Origin of the sequence: Pseudomonas sp. YuFO8 (genome assembly GCF_035065025.1) — a bacterium.
GTDB classification, from domain to species: Bacteria; Pseudomonadota; Gammaproteobacteria; order Pseudomonadales; family Pseudomonadaceae; genus Aquipseudomonas; species Aquipseudomonas putida_AE.
On sequence record NZ_JAXDEQ010000011.1, the window covers coordinates 64,483 to 81,003 of the forward strand.

The following is a 16,521-nucleotide window of genomic DNA, read 5'->3' on the forward strand; positions in this document are numbered from 1 at the left end:
CTTAAGTATTCAACTGCCGGACGGGGCGCACTTCGACACTGCCGACCCGTGCCGCCGGGATGTTCCCGGCGACCTGCAGGGCTTCGTTGAGGTCCTTGGCATCGATCAGGTAGAAGCCGGCCAACTGCTCCTTGGTTTCGGCGAACGGGCCATCGGTGATCGACAACTTGCCGTTGCGCATGCGCACCGTGGTGGCGGTCTGCACCGACTCCAGCGCCTCGGCGGCAACCATCCGGCCGCTGCCCTGGATTGCCTCGGCGTAGGCCATGCACTCCTCGTCCTTGGGGCTTTCCGGCAGCGAATGCAGCAGGCGCTCATCGCTGTAGACCAGGCATAAATACTTCATCGCGCTCTCCCGATTGAACGGATCAACTATGGTCGCAGATGGGCCGTTTCGCACGGCTTGCCGACGATCAGGGTTCCAGGTTGAACAAGGTCGTACCGCTCATCATGTCGAACGGGGCCGACCAGTGTTCGTGGACGATGCGCCATTGCCCGGCCTCGCGCCGGTAGCAGGCGGTCACGCGCATCCAGCAGGCCTGGGTTTCGCCCTTCTCGTTGGTGCCGCCGCAATGGGCCAGCCAATGGGCGAAGGCGATGTGCTCGTCGGCCACGATGTTCATGTGGTCGAAATCAAACTTGTGCTGGCCCTGGCACATTTCCATGCATTCCAGCCAATGCGCGCGATAGGCCGCCTTGCCGCGAAATTGCAGGGCCTTGACGGCGTCGTAGGAGACGATGTCGTCGGCGTACAGGGCCATGATTTTATCGACGTCCTTCGAGATGACCGCCTCACGGTAATTGGCGATCAGGGTCTGGATTTCATTGGTATCACTCATGGTGGTTCTCCGTGGTTTTTCTTGGAAGACACCCTTAGTCGTCCGGCGATCCGCCAGATCGACAGTCGAAATAAAAATAATCCACGAGCGCAAACTCGCTAGAATCCGAGGCTCATTTCTATTGGAAAAAGGACACTCCAGTGACCGCCCGACTCGTGCCTTACGAAAGCCTGAATGCGCTGCAGCGCCAGCAGGTGGAGGCCATCGAAGTGCATCCGGAACAGATCAGGTTTTCCGGCGACATTCACGGTGCATTGCACACCCTGCTATCGAAGCCCGGCCCCGGCGTCAAAGGCTTTGCCTTGCTGGCTGATGCGGTGCCGGTTGCCTTTCTGCTGCTCAAACGCCCACCGGTGTTGCCCGCCTGGGCTGACGAACACAGCGCTACGCTGCACGCTTTGCAGGTCGATCAACGCGCCCAGGGCAAGGGTTATGGCAAGGCTTGCCTGCAAGCGCTGCCCGAAGCGGCGCGCCTGGCGTGGCCGGAAATCCGCGGGCTGGAATTGTCGGTGGATGCCGATAACGATGCCGCCATTGCGCTGTATGCCAGGTATGGTTTCGTCGACAGTGGCGAGGCGTACAAGGGGCGGATCGGGTATGAGCGGCGGATGGGCCTCGTGTTCTGACTGACACACATGTCCCCTGTAGGAGCGAGCTTGCTCGCGAAGGTCGTCAACGATAACGCGTGCATTCTGGATAAACGCGGTGTGCCTGGGTTCTTCGCGAGCAAGCTCGCTCCTACACGGGGTCTGCGTCGGGTTCAGAGATTGAGCACCATCTCGTGCCACGCCATGCCGCCATGGTCGGACGCCGATGGCTTGACGTAGGCAAAGCCAAAGCCTGCATACAACGGAATATGCCGCTCCTTGCACATCAGGTCGATGCTGGTTTTGCCCATCGCGCGCATGCGCTCGATGAACTCGCCCATCAAGTGCTTCGCCAGGCCCTGGCCCTGATAGTCCGGGTGCACCACCACCGACATGATCACCACGTGCGGTCCGGCCGGGTCGTGGCCGATCAGTTCCTTGAAAGCCTCGTCGGACATTTCCACCTGGAACGCCGCGCCGGAATTGATGAAACCGGCGACCACGCCGTCCACTTCAGCAACGATGAAACCCTCGGGCCAAGTGGCGATGCGGGTGGCGATTTTCTCCCGGGTCGCGGCTTCGTCGCCTTCGTAGGCAAGGGTTTCGATGGCGTAGCAGCGGTCCAGGTCAGCAGGCGTGACGTGGCGGATGACAGTGTTCATGGCAGCTCGGAATCGGCGAGGGAAAGACCGGGGATGATAAATCAGCAACGGCGCAACATCGAGAGACGAACCGGCTGATCCGCCTCCCGATGCACTTGTCACGCCTTGAGCGGTAGCCAGAGTTCCAGCGTGCCGGTATTGAGCCTGGGGTTGAAGTCTTCGCTGTAGCGTTCGAATTCCGGGGCGTTCAACAGCTCGCGCCCGGACTGCGGCAGCCAGGTGCCATGGATGTACTGGAAGGTTTGCGGCAAGGTGTCCAGCGAGCCTTTGTGTTCGAACACCACATACTGCTGAGGCTGAACCTCTACCCAGCGGTACTGTTCAGGCAAATCATCGAGCTTGCTGATCTCGACGCCAGCGATGTAATCAAAGCCGCCCTTGCCGTCGAAATTGCAGCAGACGCCGTAGGTCACTTCGCCTTTTTGCCCCGGAACATTGCCAATGTGAGGGGTGAATTTTTCCCAGAGATCAGGAATGCTTTTTACGGTTTGCTGGGTAAATTGTCCGCCAAGCCCCGCAATCAGCAGGAAGTGACCGTGTTCGAAGCGTGGTTCCGTCACTTCGACGCGTGTTTGCTCATCCATGACTCGACTCCTGGAAGTAAAAGTGGATTCGGCTGGGAGTATAGAAGCCAAAGCCGATTCGCCCAGTTACAGGGCGTGCAACTGCTCGACGGCGGCAGCACCGACAAACTCGTTGTAACCCGATAGGATCACGTACACCGCGAAATAGCAGAAGATCGCCGCCGATGCCATATAGGAATAGCGCAGCAACTTGTCGCCGAGCAACTTGCCGCCGTGACTCGCCGCGAAGCACAGGCCAGCGGACCACAACAGCCCGGCGCAGAGGAATCCACCGAGGAACAAGGCCGAGCTGAGCGCACCGCCACCACCGGAGCGGGCGATCAACGTGCCACCAACCGCGGCGAACCAGAGAATGGCGCTGGGCGACGACATGGCGAGAAAAATTCCACGGAAAAACTCCTTGCGATGGGAGTTGTGGCCGACCTCGGCGGTTTCGGCCAGCAGCGCCTCATGGTGGATCGCCGAGTAAATCATCTTCGCCGCGAAATACACCAACAGCGCCGAACCACCGATCCATAGCACCCAGCGCACCGTTTCGTATTGCAGCAACACGGTCATGCCGGCCAGCGCCAGCACGGCGTAGATCAGGTCGCCGACGCAGGTGCCCAGCCCCAGGGCGAAGCCTTGAAAGTATCCGCGTTGCATCGCCAGGGTGATCATCGCGATATTGGCCACGCCGATGTCCAGGCACAGCGACAGGCTCAACAAGAAGCCACTGGTAAACTCCATCTAACCCTTTCCTTCGCAAAATTTTGTTTACTTTGAAGCTGGACAGTCTGCCACAGCTGCCATTACATTCCGCCACAGGTCACCGCAGTGACCAGCGTCGCTCGGACGGTTCCGGGCGCTTACGTTATCCGAGGCAACAATGGCCGAACAAGGTTCGCCGCGCCGCTTTGCGCGCATAGATCGACTCCCCCCCTACGTTTTCAACATCACCGCCGAGCTGAAGATGGCCGCCCGTCGTCGTGGCGAAGACATCATCGACTTGAGCATGGGCAACCCCGACGGCGCCACGCCGCCGCACATCGTCGAAAAACTGGTGACCGTCGCCCAGCGCGAAGACACCCACGGCTACTCCACGTCCAAGGGCATTCCGCGCCTGCGCCGGGCCATTTCCAATTGGTACAAGCAACGCTACGAGGTCGACATCGACCCGGAAAGCGAAGCCATCGTCACCATCGGTTCCAAGGAAGGCCTGGCACACCTGATGCTGGCCACCCTCGACCAGGGCGACACCGTGCTGGTGCCCAACCCGAGCTACCCGATCCACATCTATGGTGCCGTGATTGCCGGCGCCCAGGTGCGTTCGGTGCCGCTGGTGCCGGGCGTGGACTTCTTCGCCGAACTGGAACGGGCCATTCGCGGTTCGATCCCGAAACCGAAGATGATGATCCTCGGCTTCCCGTCCAACCCCACCGCCCAGTGCGTGGAACTGGACTTCTTCGAACGGGTGATCGCCCTCGCCAAGCAATACGACGTACTGGTGGTGCACGACCTGGCCTACGCCGACATTGTCTACGACGGCTGGAAAGCCCCGTCGATCATGCAGGTGCCCGGCGCCAAGGACATTGCGGTGGAGTTCTTCACCCTGTCCAAGAGCTACAACATGGCGGGCTGGCGTATTGGCTTCATGGTCGGCAACCCGGAGCTGGTCAACGCCCTGGCGCGGATCAAGAGCTACCACGACTACGGCACCTTCACCCCGCTGCAAGTGGCGGCCATTGCCGCGCTGGAAGGCGATCAGCAATGTGTGCTCGACATCGCCGAGCAGTACCGGCAGCGGCGCAACGTGCTGGTCAAAGGCCTGCATGAACTGGGCTGGATGGTGGAAAACCCGAAAGCGTCGATGTACGTCTGGGCCAAGATTCCCGAGGCCTACGCGCACTTGGGCTCGCTGGAGTTCGCCAAGAAACTGCTGGCCGAAGCCAAGGTCTGCGTCTCGCCGGGTGTCGGTTTTGGCGAGTACGGCGACGACCATGTGCGATTCGCCCTGATCGAGAATCAGGACCGGATTCGCCAGGCCGTGCGCGGGATCCGCGGAATGTTCCGGGCGGATGGGCTCGTCACCAAATCCAACGCCTGACACATAACAACTGTGGGAGCGGGCTTGCTCGCGAAAGCGGTGTATCAGTCAACATTGATGGTGTTTGACACACCGCATTCGCGAGCAAGCCCGCTCCCACATTTGGTTTTGCCCTGGTAGTTCTGTCAGTTCCCGGCTCTGGAACAACCTGTAATGCTGAAGGCCTTTATTGACTCGTCGTCAAACAAAGAGGCTTCCCATGTCCCCATTCAATCCCGCCAATCACACATCCCGCCCCTGGCAACAAACCTTGCTGTTGGCGAGCGACTGCAAAAACTCTGTGCTCGCCGAAATGGATGGCGCCATCAATCGCATGGCGTACACCCCCTATGGTCAGCAATCCGCCCTGCGCAACGCCTGGACGCACCTGGGATTCAACGGTGAACTGCGCGAGGCGAGAACTGATTGGTATTTTTGGGGAATGGTTATCGCACCTACAACCCGCGATTGATGCGCTTTCACAGCCCGGACAAATTGAGTCCGTTCGGAAAAGGCGCCCCCCCCAATTATATCGACTGGGGGAAAAAGCCGACGACACGCCGCCCCCTCATGGAAGGGTATACAAGGCAGCGATCGCTCCAACACCCTACGCGTTCACTGGGCAGCGCAGACCGATAGTTTGGGAACCTCGAAGCACACCACGACAACGCCTGCTGCGCCAAGTGAGTCCAGTTCTCGCAGACCCTCTATCAGCAGCAACTCCAGCTCTGCTTCCACTCCCAGCACTGTCAGCACCATTTCGAGCATAAGCCAATACAGTAATGATTCAGGTTATGCGAGCTCTAATCCAGGCTCCATCAGAAGTAATGGTTCTGCCGACAATCAACTCCAAGCGCGTCTTGATGACCTTCGAAAAAACTAGCCCCTGATGCAAAGCACTGTGGGAGCGAGCCTGCTCGCGAAGGGGGCGTGTCAGTCAACATGGATGCTGATTGACACACCGCTTTCGCCAGCAGGCTGGCTCCCACATTTGTCTTGCGGTGTTGCTTAGACGAACAGCGACAACAACAGGATAAAGCCCAGGCCGACTACGGAGAGGATGGTTTCCATCGCCGTCCAGGTCTTGAAGGTTTCGGCCACGGTCATGTTGAAGTACTGCTTCACCAGCCAGAAACCGGCGTCATTCACGTGGGACAGGATCAACGAACCGGCACCGGTCGCCAACACCAGCAGCTCACGGTTCACGCCCGGAATCATCCCCACCACCGGCACCACGATGCCAGCGCCGGTAATGGTTGCCACGGTCGCCGAACCGGTCGCGATGCGGATCACCGCCGCCACCAGCCAGGCCAGCAGGATCGGCGAGATCTGTGCGTTGACCGCCATATGACCGATCACGTCACCCACGCCGCTGGTCACCAGCATCTGCTTGAAGCCACCGCCGGCACCGATGATCAGGATGATCGCAGCGGTCGGCGCCAGGCTCGCATCCAGCCATTTCATCATTTGGCTGGAACCGATGCCCTGCTTGTAGCCGAAGGTGTACAGCGACAGCAGCAAGGCCAGCAGCAACGCCGAAATCGGGTGACCGATCAGGTCCATGAACGAACGGAAGATGTTGCCATCCGGCAGCGCCACGTCGGCAAAGGTCTTGAGCAGCATCAGGAATACCGGCAACAGCACGGTCACCAGGGTGATGCCGAAGCTCGGCAGTTCAGCCGAATCCGTTTCGCGGGCCAGTTGATCCACCAGTTCCTGGTTCGGGTGACCAGGGATGTGCTTGGCAATGAACGTACCGAAGATCGGGCCAGCGATGATGGCGGTTGGCAGCGCAACGATCAGGCCGTACAGAATGGTCTTGCCGATGTCGGCACCGAATACGCCAATGGCCAGCAACGGACCCGGGTGCGGCGGCACCAGGCCGTGTACCGCGGACAGACCCGCCAGCAGCGGGATACCGATCTTGATGATCGACACGCCGGTGCGTCGGGCAACGATGAACACCAGTGGAATCAGCAGTACGAAGCCGATTTCGAAGAACAGCGGAATGCCGACCAGGAAGGCCGCGAACATCATTGCCCACTGCACCTTGTCCTTGCCGAAAGCGCGGATCAGGGTCTGGGCGATCTGGTCCGCCCCGCCCGACTCGGCCATCATTTTGCCGAGCATTGTGCCCAGCGCGAGGATGATGCCGACGAAACCGAGCACGCCACCGAAGCCGTCCTGGAACGCCTTGATGATGGTGCCGATCGGCATGCCGGAAGTCAGGCCGAGGAAGGCGGCGGCAATGATCAGGGCAAGAAAGGGGTGCAACTTGAACTTGGTAATCAGGACGATAAGCCCGATCACCGTAACCACTGCGTCGAGCAGCAGGAACGTCTCGTGGGACATGCCAAACATTAGGGGTGTCTCCTGGTTGTTGTTGTTATTAAAGCGGGTTAATCAGAAGTCGCGTGGACAGCGCTGTCTTTGCAAGCACGTTCATACCGCCTGCTTCAGGCCGTTGGCCTGCCACCAGGTGTGGGCCTGAACGGCCAGTTCTTCAACGCTGTGGATCGAGGCATTGAGCGCCAGTGTCAGCGGCTCGCCCTTGGGAGACTCGAGGGTGGCGAACTGACTTTCGATCAAGGTGGCCGGCATGAAATGACCCGGGCGATGGGAGACGCGTTCAGCGGCAACTTCCGGGGTCAACTCCAGGAACACGAAGCCCAGGCCCGGCAAGGCGCTGCGCAGGCGTTCGCGGTAGATGTGCTTGAGCGCCGAGCAGGTCAGCACCGGGCGCTGACCCTGGGCATCGATCCGGCGCAGTTCATCGCACAGGCTGTCGAGCCAGCCGGCACGGTCTTCATCGTTCAGGGGGATTCCCGCGCTCATCTTGTCGATATTGGCGGCAGGGTGGAAAGAGTCGCCTTCGATGGCAGTGGCGCCGCTCAATTGGCACAGGGCCTCGCTGACGCACGTCTTGCCGCAACCGGCAACGCCCATGATGACCAGGGCGGTGATGGGATGATTCATGTAACACCTCAGCGCGCAGACAGCGCTACCTTTGCCAGTTATGACACTAGACCAAAAGCAGAAGTTGCCGACGCCTTTCTTGTCATTTTGTGGGTTGCAGCATGTGTGTTCCCAACGCCAAAAAGCGAGGATCAGGCGAACCCCCGCTCACGCATTTGCAGCTGCATCGAGACAGCGCTACCTTAGTGCCTTGAATTTTGTTTGGCAAGCCGTCGATGACTCCAACTAAAAACGATAAAAATACCCGCACCACTGGCCGCCCTACCCTCAACGAAGTGGCACGCCTGGCCGGTGTCAGTCCGATTACCGCCTCCCGAGCCCTGCGCGGGGTCAGCACGGTGGCCACGGAACTCGTGGAAAAAGTCCAGAAAGCCGCGCTGGAACTCAACTACGTGGTCAACCCCGCGGCCCGTGCCCTGGCCTCGGCGCAGAGCCATTCGGTGGTGGTGTTGGTGCCGTCCTTGTCCAACCTGCTGTTCATCGACACCCTGGAAGCCATTCATCAGGTGTTGCGCCCCAAGGGCTTCGAAGTGCTGATCGGCAACTTCCATTACTCGCGCGACGAAGAAGAAAACCTGCTGCGCAACTACATGGCCTATCAGCCACGGGGCTTGCTGCTGACCGGATTCGACCGCACCGAAAGTTCGCGGCGGATGATCGAAGCCAGCAACATCCCGTGCGTGTACATGATGGAACTGGACAGCGCGGCCGGTCTCAATTGCGTTGGCTTTTCGCAACTGGCGGCCGGTGAAACGGCGGCCGAGCATTTACTCTCGCGCGGACGCAAGCGCCTGGCCTACATCGGCGCGCAACTGGATCAACGCACGCTGCTGCGCGGTGAAGGTTTCCGCAAGGCCCTGAAAAAGGCCGGCCTCTACGACCCGGACCTGGAAGTGCTGACCCCGCGCTCTTCGTCCGTCGGTCTGGGTGGCGAACTGTTCCTGCAACTGCTGGCCAGTCATCCGGACGTCGATGCGATCTTCTTCGGCAACGACGACCTGGCCCAGGGCGCCTTGCTTGAAGCCATGCGCTGCGGGATCAAGATCCCCGAACAGGTGGCGATCCTGGGTTTCAACGATTTGCCGATGTCAGAACACATGGTCCCGCGCCTGAGCAGCATCAACACCCCTCGCGAAGCCATCGGCCGTCGCGCGGCGGAGCAGATGCTGACGCTGATGGCCGGTAATACCGTGGCCAGACCGGTGCAGGACATGGGGTTTGAGTTGAAGGTGCGTGAGAGTACCTGATGCTATAACTCGCTTCCTGTAGGAGCTGCCGCAGGCTGCGATCTTTTGATCTTCGCTCTTGAAATCAAGATCAAAAGATCGCAGCCTGCGGCAGCTCCTACAATTGGATATACGCCTCTCGCTGGAGTAGTTCGATGGAACACACACTGAAGATTCTGGGAAAAGCCTCGTCGATCAACGTCCGAAAGGTCCTGTGGACCTGTGAGGAACTGGGCCTTTCCTACGAACGCGAGGATTGGGGCAGCGGTTTTGCCTCGACTCACAGCCCCGAGTTTCTGCGGTACAACCCCAACGCACAGGTGCCGGTGATCATCGATGAGGCGGGTGTGCTGTGGGAATCCAACACCATCTGCCGCTACCTGAGCGCCAGGCACCAGCACCACCACACGGAGCTGCTGCCCAGCGACCCGGCCGCGCGCGCCCGGGTGGAGCAGTGGATGGACTGGCAGGCTACCGATCTCAATTCGTCCTGGAGCTATGCGTTCATGGCGCTGGTGCGCAAGGATCCGGAGTACCAGGAAGCCCATCGCATCGAAGTCGGCGTGCGCGGCTGGAACCAGAAAATGGCCATCCTCGAACACCAGCTCGCGACCACCAAAGCCTATGTTGCCGGGGCAAAATTCAGCGTGGCCGACATTGTCATCGGCCTCTCGGTCAACCGCTGGCTGATGACGCCCATGGAGCGTCCCGATTATTCGGCCGTCGACGAGTATTTCAAACGTCTGGCGCAACATCCGGGCTTCCTTAAACACTGCTGTAACGGCCTGCCTTGAGCGGTCGAGCGCTATAAATCAGCAAAATGTAACCATTCATTGCAATAACTTGGCGAATCTCGGTGTTCAGGCACCGGGATTCACAATCATTGATATCCGATAGCAGGCTAAGCTTCTCCATCATAAAATTGGACCAGCCCATGACTGCTCACGCCCCTGCTGCCCAGGCAGATGACATCGACCCACTGCGCGCCGCGCAGATTTCCGCCCGCATCGATCGCCTGCCCGCCGTCTCCACCCTCTGGCGCCTGGTGGCGTTGCTATCAATCGGTGGGTTCTTCGAGCTCTATGACCTGTTCCAGACCGCCTACATCAGCCCCGGCCTGATCAGCGACGGCATCTTCGCCACCGGCAACCAGGGTGTGTTCGGTTTCTCCGATCAAGCCGCCTTCGCTTCGGCGACGTTTCTTGGCCTGTTCCTCGGCGCCAGCCTGTTGAGCCCTTTGGCCGACCGCTTCGGCCGGCGCGCGATCTTCACCTTCGCGTTGATCTGGTACACGGTCGCCACCGTATTGATGGGTGTGCAGAGTTCGGCGTTGGGCATCATCTGCATGCGCTTTCTGGTGGGCATCGGCCTGGGCATCGAACTGGTGACCATTGATGCCTACCTCTCGGAGCTGGTGCCCAAGCGCATGCGCAGCTCGGCCTTCGCCTTCGCGTTTTTCGTGCAATTCCTGTCGGTACCGGCAGTGGCGCTGATGTCATGGTGGCTGGTACCCCAGGCGCCGTTCGGTGTGTCGGGCTGGCGTTGGGTGGTTTTGGCCAGCGCGGTGTTTGCGTTGTTCATCTGGTGGTTGCGCTCACGCTTGCCGGAATCGCCGCGCTGGCTGGCGCAGCATGGGCGGTTCGAGGAGGCCGACCAGATTCTCGCCCGCATCGAAGCACGCTGCGTGAAGGATCAGGGCAAACCGCTGGACGAGCCGGAACTGGCAGCGGTGGACATCCAGGGCAAGGGGCGTTTCGCCGATATCTGGCAGCCACCGTATCGCCGCCGGGCCTTGATGCTGATCGTGTTTCACGTGTTCCAGGCCATCGGTTTCTTCGGTTTCGGCAACTGGTTGCCAGCGTTGCTCAATGGCCAGGGTGTAAGCATCACGCATAGCTTGATGTATGCGTTCATCATCACCCTTGCCTATCCGCTGGGGCCGTTACTCTTCGTGAAATTTGCCAACCGTTTCGAGAACAAGTGGCAGATCGTCGGCTCGGCACTGGGTGCCATGACCTTCGGCACATTGTTCGCCCTGCAAACCAGCGCGTTCGGCCTGATCTTTTGCGGGGTGATGATCACCTTCTGCAACGCCTGGTTGAGCTTCAGCTATCACTCGTACCAAAGCGAATTATTCCCTACCAACATCCGCGCCCGGGCGGTAGGGTTCTGCTATTCGTTCAGCCGTTTGTCGACTGTCTTCAGCAGTTTGTTGATCGGTATTTTCCTCGAACACTTCGGCACCCCGGGCGTACTGGCGTTCATCGTCAGCAGCATGTTGATCGTCATGTTGACCATCGGCATGTTTGGCCCGCGCACCCGCAACCTGGCACTGGAAAACATTGCCCATCGCTGAAGACCTTACGGTAACTGCAGAAGCCGGCTTGCAGGCTCCTGCAATTCGGTCAGTTCAACTGCAACGTCGAGTTGAACTGGCTGATGGCGTCCACCACATGTCGCGAGCCCTGCTGGATCTCCAGGATCACCTCCCCCGCCTCGTTCGCCAGCTCCACGCCGAGCCCGGTTCGACTCAGGCTCGACTGCATGCTCGACACCGCACTCAATGACAGGTCGTGGTTCTTGCGCACCACATCGACAATCTCCAGGGTGGCCTGGCTGGTGCGTGCGGCCAGGCTGCGCACTTCATCGGCCACCACGGCAAATCCGCGCCCGTGCTCGCCGGCGCGGGCCGCTTCGATGGCGGCGTTGAGCGCCAGCAGGTTGGTCTGATCGGCAATCCCGCGGATGGTCTGGACGATCGAGCCGATGATCTCGGACTGCTTGTTCACCGCATCGATGCTCAGCGCCGCCTGGTTCAAGTCCTTGGAGATGTCCTGGATGATCTGCACCGTCTGCTGCACGACCTCGGAGCCCTTGCGCGCGCAGGCATCGTTTTGCACCGAGGTGCTGTGGGCCGAGTCCGCGGCGGATTGCAAGGTGGTCATCTGTTGGGTGATGTCGCTGGCGAACTTGACCACCTTGTACAGGCGGCCCTTGGCGTCGAACAACGGGTTGTAGGAGGCTTCCAGGAATATCGTCTGGCCCTGTTTGCTCTTGCGCTCGAATCGATGGGAGTGATATTCGCCGCGGTTCAGCGAGGCCCAGAAGTTCTTGTAGCCCTGGGATTCCGCTTCGGCGCGATGGCAGAACATGCTGTGATGCTGACCGACGACTTCATTGAGCGAGTATTGCGTGGTTTTCAGGAAGTTGTCGTTCGCCGTGATCACACGGCCTTCGGGGGTGAACTCGATCACCGCCATGGAGCGGCCAATGGCGGCGAGCCTGCTCTGGTTTTCGTGGTCCTGGTTGACCCGGGCGGAAATGTCGGTAGCCACCTTGATCACGCTGCGCACCTGCCGATCGGGACCCAGCACCGGCATGTAGCTGGCTTCGAGCCAGATCTCCTTGCCGCTCTTGTTCAAGCGCAGGAAAGTGCCGCTGATCGGTTCCCCCCGGGCGAGATCACGCCACAACCTGGCGTACTCCTCGCTGCGATAAAACGCCTCTTCACAGAATATCCGGTGATGTTTGCCGCGCACTTCTTCGGCACTGTATCCCATGGCCTTGCAAAAATTCTCGTTGGCCTCGAGGACGACGCCATCGGGGGTGAATTCAATCATCGCCATTGACCGACTGACCGCAGCCAGCTTGGCGTTGGCTTCGGTCAGCGCGCAGCTGAAACGTTCGATTTCCAGCAGGTCAGCCTTGTGATGCAGGTTAAACATGGTCGTATCACCTTTGCGCGTTTATGAAAGTTGCCGGTCTTTCAAATCCACCACTACGTTCAACAGAACAGGCACACGCGTTCCTCCAAGGAGGAGGAACCCATCAGGTGATTGGTGATGTTCGATCGGAGGGGGTCCTTATAACGACACTCTCATCAAGACATCCTTCTCTTGATAGCCCGGGGTCGGGCCAGCCCTAACGTGCTCATAAGCGAACTCCATTTCCGGATAACGTCCTGCAAGTGTGTTGGTGCCTTGGGTTGCGCACTCTGACAGCCTGGTTCGAGGGACCACATCCACCGATAACGGTCGACATGGTTAGTTACGCGTCAGCATAGACATCGGCCTTGGGCTTGCAAGGCCACTAGTCGGCCAGTATTGAGGACAAAATCGGTTCAGCGAGTGAACGTTTTGTCCGGCCGCCTATTGCGCAAACAACATGGACATGGGGGCGAATGCGATGCTCACGATCCGAGCGTTATGCCCGGTCAGTCGGCGCTGGGCAGTGATCTCCGTCCAAGTGTCGATGATGCGGATATCTTCGGGAATACTGAACGGACAGCAGCCCTTGCCAAGGATCACCTCCCTGATATTGCTCATCACCATGTTGCCCCTGGCGCCAGGCCCATCCACGCCGAAGATCTTCACTGAATGGGCCTTGTTGTTGTGCTGCCAGGAGGCGACCTGGGCACTCATACCGTAGTCGGACAGATTGACCGGCCGGCTTTTCGAAGTGCTGAGCAACGACAATTTCCTGCCTGCGAAATCCGCAGCGCTCCACAGACACACGTAACCGTAATCACAGGCGCGATCTGACTGACCTTCGTCGCCGGGTACCGGAAAGGTCAGCACAACGGCACCGTTGTCGTAAATCACTTGAGTCGAACTGACTTGATGCCCTCCGGACTGACTAAGGAGTTGTCGGTCGATTTGCTGTTGCACTTCGGCTTTTTGCCCAACCGTCATGTGCGGCTCAAACAAGGCATAGGGGCTGCGCTCGACCGTCGCCTGCTTCGCCGAAAAGAACAGTACGCCGACACCGAGGCAGAGTGCCACGAAGCTAACCAGCCATTTGCTGTTCATGCACAAACTCCGTCGCCTGGAACGCTGAACACCTTCAGCGTGAGCAGGAAACCAGAGTCACTTCGGCACAATTGACTGTCTACTGTCAGAAATAACAGGCTCGACGGATGGCACCATCAGGCGGGTTGTTGAAATAACCCCGCGCCCCGCTTGCGCGGGCCCCTCCTGCTCACTAACGTAGCGCCTTTATTGCGCGCCGCCGCCTCTACCCCGCAGGAGCTTTGCCATGGCCTCGCCAGCCCTTTCACATTTTCTACCCCGGTTCGGCGTTGCCGCAGCAGTGGCGGGTATTTTAAGCCTGACCGGTTGTCAGAGCTTCAATGCCCAGGACACCCTCCCGCCCACCTCTGGCGTACAGCCGCTCAAAGGGCTGGCGCAGAACGTTTCGGTGCGGCGCAATGCCATGGGCATGCCGTTGATCGAAAGCAACAGTTTTCACGATGCGCTGTTCGCCCTCGGCTATGTGCACGCCAGTGACCGCATTACCCAGATGGTCACCCTGCGCTTGCTCGCCCAGGGTCGATTGGCCGAGATGCAGGGCTCGGACGTGCTGGACGCCGACCGCTATATGCGCGCGGTCAACCTGAAGAAAAACGCCGGCGAGTTGTACAAGGCCTCTTCTGCGCGCCTCAAGCGCTTCTTCGAAGTCTATGCCCGCGGGGTCAACGCCTATCTGTTCCGCTACCGCGATAAGCTGCCAGCCGACCTCGTCGCCACCGGGTACAAGCCCGAGTACTGGCAGCCGGAAGATTCGGCGCTGATTTTCTGCCTGTTCAACTTCAGCCAGTCCGCCAACCTGCCCGAGGAGATTGCCTCGCTGGTGCTGGCCCAGACCGTCACCACCGACAAACTGCCGTGGCTGACCCCTTCGGCCCCGGATGAAAAACTGCCCCTGGGCGAAAGTGAAAAGCTCCAGGGCATCAAGCTCAACGGCCAAGTACCGGGGCTGGCTGACATCAGCAAGGCCACCGACCAGCTGTCCGGGCTGAATCTGCTGGGCGCCACTTCATCGAACAACTGGGCCATTGCCCCGCAACGCAGCCGCAGCGGTAAAAGCCTGCTGGCCAGCGACAGCCATGGCCCGATGGGGGTGCCGTCGCTGTTCAGTTACGTGCAGATCCGCGCACCGAAGTATCAGGCTTCCGGGGCGACCATCGCCGGCTTGCCGATGATACTGGACGGGTTCAACGGCAAAGTGGCCTGGAGCATGACGACCGTCATGGGCGATAACCAGGACCTGTTCCTGGAAAAAATCAAACGCCAGGGCAACGGGCTGTCCTACGAAACCGCTGGCAAGTGGCAGCCGGCGATCGTGCGCAACGAAACCTACTTCGTCAAAGGCCAGCGGCCGATTCGCGAAGCCGTGTTCGAAACCCGCCACGGTCCCCTGCTCAACAGTGCCCAGGGCCTGGCCCAGGGCGGCGGTTTCGGCCTGGCCTTGCAAACGCCAAGCTTTACCGACGACAAGAGCCTGGACGCCTTCTTTGACTTGTCCCGTGCGCAGAACGTCGAGAAAGCCTCGGACGCCAGCCGCGAAATTCGCGCCATTGCCCTGAACCTGGTGTTTGCCGATGCCAGCAACATTGGCTGGCAGGTCACCGGTCGCTATCCGAACCGCCGCGAAGGCGAAGGCCTGCTGCCCTCGCCTGGCTGGGAGGGGCGTTACGATTGGGACGGTTACGCCGACCCGATGCTGCACCCCTACGACCAGGACCCGGCCCAGGGCTGGCTCGGCACCGCCAACCAGCGGGTCATTCCCCATGGCTATGGCATGCAGCTGTCCAATTCCTGGTCGGCACCGGAACGTGGCGAACGCCTGGCCGAGCTGGCCGGCGTGGGCAAACATGACACCCGCAGCCTGATCGCCATGCAGTACGACCAGACCACCACCTTCGCCGCCAAGCTGAAGAAAATGTTCGAGGCACCGGGTATGTCCCAGCCGCTCAAGCAGGCCATCGAGGCTTTGCCAGTGGCCGATCGTGGCAAGGCTCGCGAGGCCTTGACCCGCCTGATGGCGTTTGACGGCAAACTCAGCCCGACTTCTGCCGACGCGGCGATCTACCAGCTGTTCCTGCAGGAAAGCACCCGGCAGATTTTCCTCGATGAATTGGGACCGCAAGGCAGCCCGGCTTGGCAAGCCTTCATCGCCAATGGCTCGCTGTCCTACGCGGCGCAGGCCGATCACTTGCTGGGGCGTGAAGACAGTCCGTTCTGGGATGATGTGCACACCGCACAGAAAGAAGACAAACCGGCGATCCTCGCCCGCAGCCTGGCCGCCGCGATCAGCGCAGGCGACAGTCAGTTGGGCGGCGATCACAAAGCCTGGCAGTGGGGCAAACTTCACCGCTATGAGTGGAAGAACACCAGTGGCCAGACTGTGCGCGGGCCTCAGCCGGCTGGCGGCGACCAGACGACCCTCAACACGGCCGCGTTCGCCGTGGGCCAGGACTTCAACACCACGCGGGCACCGGCCATGCGTCTGATCGTCGACTTCGGCCAGCCCGAACCGTTGATGGGCCAGATCGCCACCGGCCAGTCCGGCAACCCGGCCAGCCCGAACTACCTCAACGGCATCGAGCCATGGCTGAAGGGGCAGTACCAGAGCTTGCCGATGCAGCCGGCGAATTTTGACCGGGTGTATGGGACCAAGCGGTTGACCCTGACGCCTGGCAAATAACGCCTAGCCAAAATGTGGGAGCGGGCTTGCTCGAGAAGGCGGAGTACCAGTCAACATTCATGTTGAATGTGAGGCCGCTTTCGCGAGCAAGCTCGCT

16 protein-coding genes and 1 pseudogene are annotated in these 16,521 nt (G+C 60.0%); 7 read left to right on the forward strand and 10 right to left on the reverse strand.

What is annotated here, in order from left to right:
- Nucleotide 1: 1 nt before the first annotated feature.
- Together SOP95_RS12330 and SOP95_RS12335 are read right to left on the reverse strand one after the other, a co-directional pair.
- The gene (locus SOP95_RS12330; protein WP_274073352.1) at nt 2-346 is read right to left on the reverse strand and encodes a YciI family protein; all 345 of its coding nucleotides are present in this window, start codon (nt 344-346) and stop codon (nt 2-4) included.
- A 67-nt stretch (nt 347-413) separates the two neighbouring features.
- The gene (locus SOP95_RS12335; protein WP_274073351.1) at nt 414-839 is read right to left on the reverse strand and encodes a YybH family protein; all 426 of its coding nucleotides are present in this window, start codon (nt 837-839) and stop codon (nt 414-416) included.
- 140 nt (nt 840-979) lie between these two features.
- Between SOP95_RS12335 and SOP95_RS12340 the strand changes: the two genes are divergently transcribed.
- Entirely contained in the window at nt 980-1,465 is a 486-nt protein-coding gene (locus tag SOP95_RS12340) for a GNAT family N-acetyltransferase (protein WP_323607268.1), read from the forward strand.
- A gap of 134 nt (nt 1,466-1,599) precedes the next feature.
- Here the strand turns inward: SOP95_RS12340 and SOP95_RS12345 are convergent, their stop codons facing one another.
- The 3 genes from SOP95_RS12345 to SOP95_RS12355 all read right to left on the reverse strand — a co-directional run bounded on the left by SOP95_RS12345 (nt 1,600) and on the right by SOP95_RS12355 (nt 3,401).
- Complete coding sequence (locus SOP95_RS12345; protein WP_274073349.1) at nt 1,600-2,088, reverse strand: GNAT family N-acetyltransferase; 489 nt, start codon at nt 2,086-2,088, stop codon at nt 1,600-1,602.
- Nucleotides 2,089-2,186: 98 nt separating this feature from the next.
- Nucleotides 2,187-2,672 carry a GyrI-like domain-containing protein gene (locus tag SOP95_RS12350; RefSeq protein ID WP_274073348.1) on the reverse strand — a complete coding sequence of 162 codons (486 nt, stop codon included), beginning with the start codon at nt 2,670-2,672 and terminating at the stop codon, nt 2,187-2,189.
- 66 nt (nt 2,673-2,738) lie between these two features.
- Entirely contained in the window at nt 2,739-3,401 is a 663-nt protein-coding gene (locus SOP95_RS12355) for a LysE family translocator (RefSeq protein WP_274073347.1), read from the reverse strand.
- A gap of 139 nt (nt 3,402-3,540) precedes the next feature.
- Here SOP95_RS12355 and alaC point away from each other — a divergent pair, with 139 nt between their 5' ends.
- Complete coding sequence (gene alaC / locus SOP95_RS12360) at nt 3,541-4,758, forward strand: alanine transaminase (RefSeq protein ID WP_274073346.1); 1,218 nt, start codon at nt 3,541-3,543, stop codon at nt 4,756-4,758.
- A gap of 199 nt (nt 4,759-4,957) precedes the next feature.
- Nucleotides 4,958-5,209 (forward strand): hypothetical protein, encoded by a 252-nt coding sequence (locus SOP95_RS12365; RefSeq protein ID WP_274073345.1) that lies wholly within the window; start codon nt 4,958-4,960, stop codon nt 5,207-5,209.
- A 536-nt stretch (nt 5,210-5,745) separates the two neighbouring features.
- On the opposite strand, the gene SOP95_RS12370 is transcribed toward SOP95_RS12365, so the two are convergent.
- Together SOP95_RS12370 and SOP95_RS12375 are read right to left on the reverse strand one after the other, a co-directional pair.
- A complete protein-coding gene (locus tag SOP95_RS12370) occupies nt 5,746-7,098 on the reverse strand; it encodes a GntP family permease (protein ID WP_274073344.1) in 1,353 nt (450 codons plus the stop codon).
- Nucleotides 7,099-7,179: 81 nt separating this feature from the next.
- Nucleotides 7,180-7,713 carry a gluconokinase gene (locus SOP95_RS12375; protein WP_274073343.1) on the reverse strand — a complete coding sequence of 178 codons (534 nt, stop codon included), beginning with the start codon at nt 7,711-7,713 and terminating at the stop codon, nt 7,180-7,182.
- Between the two features lie 215 nt (nt 7,714-7,928).
- Here SOP95_RS12375 and SOP95_RS12380 point away from each other — a divergent pair, with 215 nt between their 5' ends.
- The 3 genes from SOP95_RS12380 (at nt 7,929) to SOP95_RS12390 (ending at nt 11,295) form a co-directional block, all read left to right on the forward strand.
- Nucleotides 7,929-8,960, forward strand: coding sequence for a LacI family DNA-binding transcriptional regulator (locus SOP95_RS12380; protein ID WP_046816578.1), 1,032 nt, complete (start codon nt 7,929-7,931; stop codon nt 8,958-8,960).
- 134 nt (nt 8,961-9,094) lie between these two features.
- A complete protein-coding gene (locus tag SOP95_RS12385) occupies nt 9,095-9,733 on the forward strand; it encodes a glutathione S-transferase family protein (protein ID WP_274073341.1) in 639 nt (212 codons plus the stop codon).
- Between the two features lie 140 nt (nt 9,734-9,873).
- Nucleotides 9,874-11,295, forward strand: a complete 1,422-nt coding sequence (locus SOP95_RS12390; protein ID WP_274073340.1) for an MFS transporter — start codon at nt 9,874-9,876, stop codon at nt 11,293-11,295.
- Nucleotides 11,296-11,344: 49 nt separating this feature from the next.
- Here SOP95_RS12390 and SOP95_RS32150 read toward each other — a convergent pair whose 3' ends face one another.
- The 3 genes and pseudogenes from SOP95_RS32150 to SOP95_RS12400 all read right to left on the reverse strand — a co-directional run bounded on the left by SOP95_RS32150 (nt 11,345) and on the right by SOP95_RS12400 (nt 13,747).
- Entirely contained in the window at nt 11,345-11,884 is a 540-nt protein-coding gene (locus tag SOP95_RS32150) for a methyl-accepting chemotaxis protein (RefSeq protein ID WP_442967739.1), read from the reverse strand.
- Between the two features lie 6 nt (nt 11,885-11,890).
- Nucleotides 11,891-12,664 (reverse strand): annotated as a pseudogene (locus SOP95_RS32155) (PAS domain-containing protein); the annotation flags it as partial.
- A gap of 423 nt (nt 12,665-13,087) precedes the next feature.
- A complete protein-coding gene (locus SOP95_RS12400) occupies nt 13,088-13,747 on the reverse strand; it encodes a peptidase inhibitor family I36 protein (protein ID WP_323607271.1) in 660 nt (219 codons plus the stop codon).
- Between the two features lie 226 nt (nt 13,748-13,973).
- Between SOP95_RS12400 and SOP95_RS12405 the strand changes: the two genes are divergently transcribed.
- Entirely contained in the window at nt 13,974-16,424 is a 2,451-nt protein-coding gene (locus SOP95_RS12405) for a penicillin acylase family protein (protein ID WP_323607272.1), read from the forward strand.
- Nucleotides 16,425-16,521 lie beyond the last annotated feature (97 nt).

Coding starts and splice junctions, on each gene's coding strand:
- SOP95_RS12330 (WP_274073352.1), bottom strand. CDS start 346: ATGAAGTATTTATGCCTGGTCTACAGCGATGAGCGCCTGCTGCATTCG.
- SOP95_RS12390 (WP_274073340.1), top strand. CDS start 9,874: ATGACTGCTCACGCCCCTGCTGCCCAGGCAGATGACATCGACCCACTG.
- SOP95_RS12380 (WP_046816578.1), top strand. CDS start 7,929: ATGACTCCAACTAAAAACGATAAAAATACCCGCACCACTGGCCGCCCT.
- SOP95_RS12375 (WP_274073343.1), bottom strand. CDS start 7,713: ATGAATCATCCCATCACCGCCCTGGTCATCATGGGCGTTGCCGGTTGC.
- SOP95_RS32150 (WP_442967739.1), bottom strand. CDS start 11,884: ATGACCACCTTGCAATCCGCCGCGGACTCGGCCCACAGCACCTCGGTG.
- SOP95_RS12405 (WP_323607272.1), top strand. CDS start 13,974: ATGGCCTCGCCAGCCCTTTCACATTTTCTACCCCGGTTCGGCGTTGCC.
- SOP95_RS12385 (WP_274073341.1), top strand. CDS start 9,095: ATGGAACACACACTGAAGATTCTGGGAAAAGCCTCGTCGATCAACGTC.
- SOP95_RS12335 (WP_274073351.1), bottom strand. CDS start 839: ATGAGTGATACCAATGAAATCCAGACCCTGATCGCCAATTACCGTGAG.
- SOP95_RS12350 (WP_274073348.1), bottom strand. CDS start 2,672: ATGGATGAGCAAACACGCGTCGAAGTGACGGAACCACGCTTCGAACAC.
- SOP95_RS12345 (WP_274073349.1), bottom strand. CDS start 2,088: ATGAACACTGTCATCCGCCACGTCACGCCTGCTGACCTGGACCGCTGC.
- SOP95_RS12355 (WP_274073347.1), bottom strand. CDS start 3,401: ATGGAGTTTACCAGTGGCTTCTTGTTGAGCCTGTCGCTGTGCCTGGAC.
- SOP95_RS12400 (WP_323607271.1), bottom strand. CDS start 13,747: ATGAACAGCAAATGGCTGGTTAGCTTCGTGGCACTCTGCCTCGGTGTC.
- alaC (WP_274073346.1), top strand. CDS start 3,541: ATGGCCGAACAAGGTTCGCCGCGCCGCTTTGCGCGCATAGATCGACTC.
- SOP95_RS12370 (WP_274073344.1), bottom strand. CDS start 7,098: ATGTTTGGCATGTCCCACGAGACGTTCCTGCTGCTCGACGCAGTGGTT.
- SOP95_RS12365 (WP_274073345.1), top strand. CDS start 4,958: ATGTCCCCATTCAATCCCGCCAATCACACATCCCGCCCCTGGCAACAA.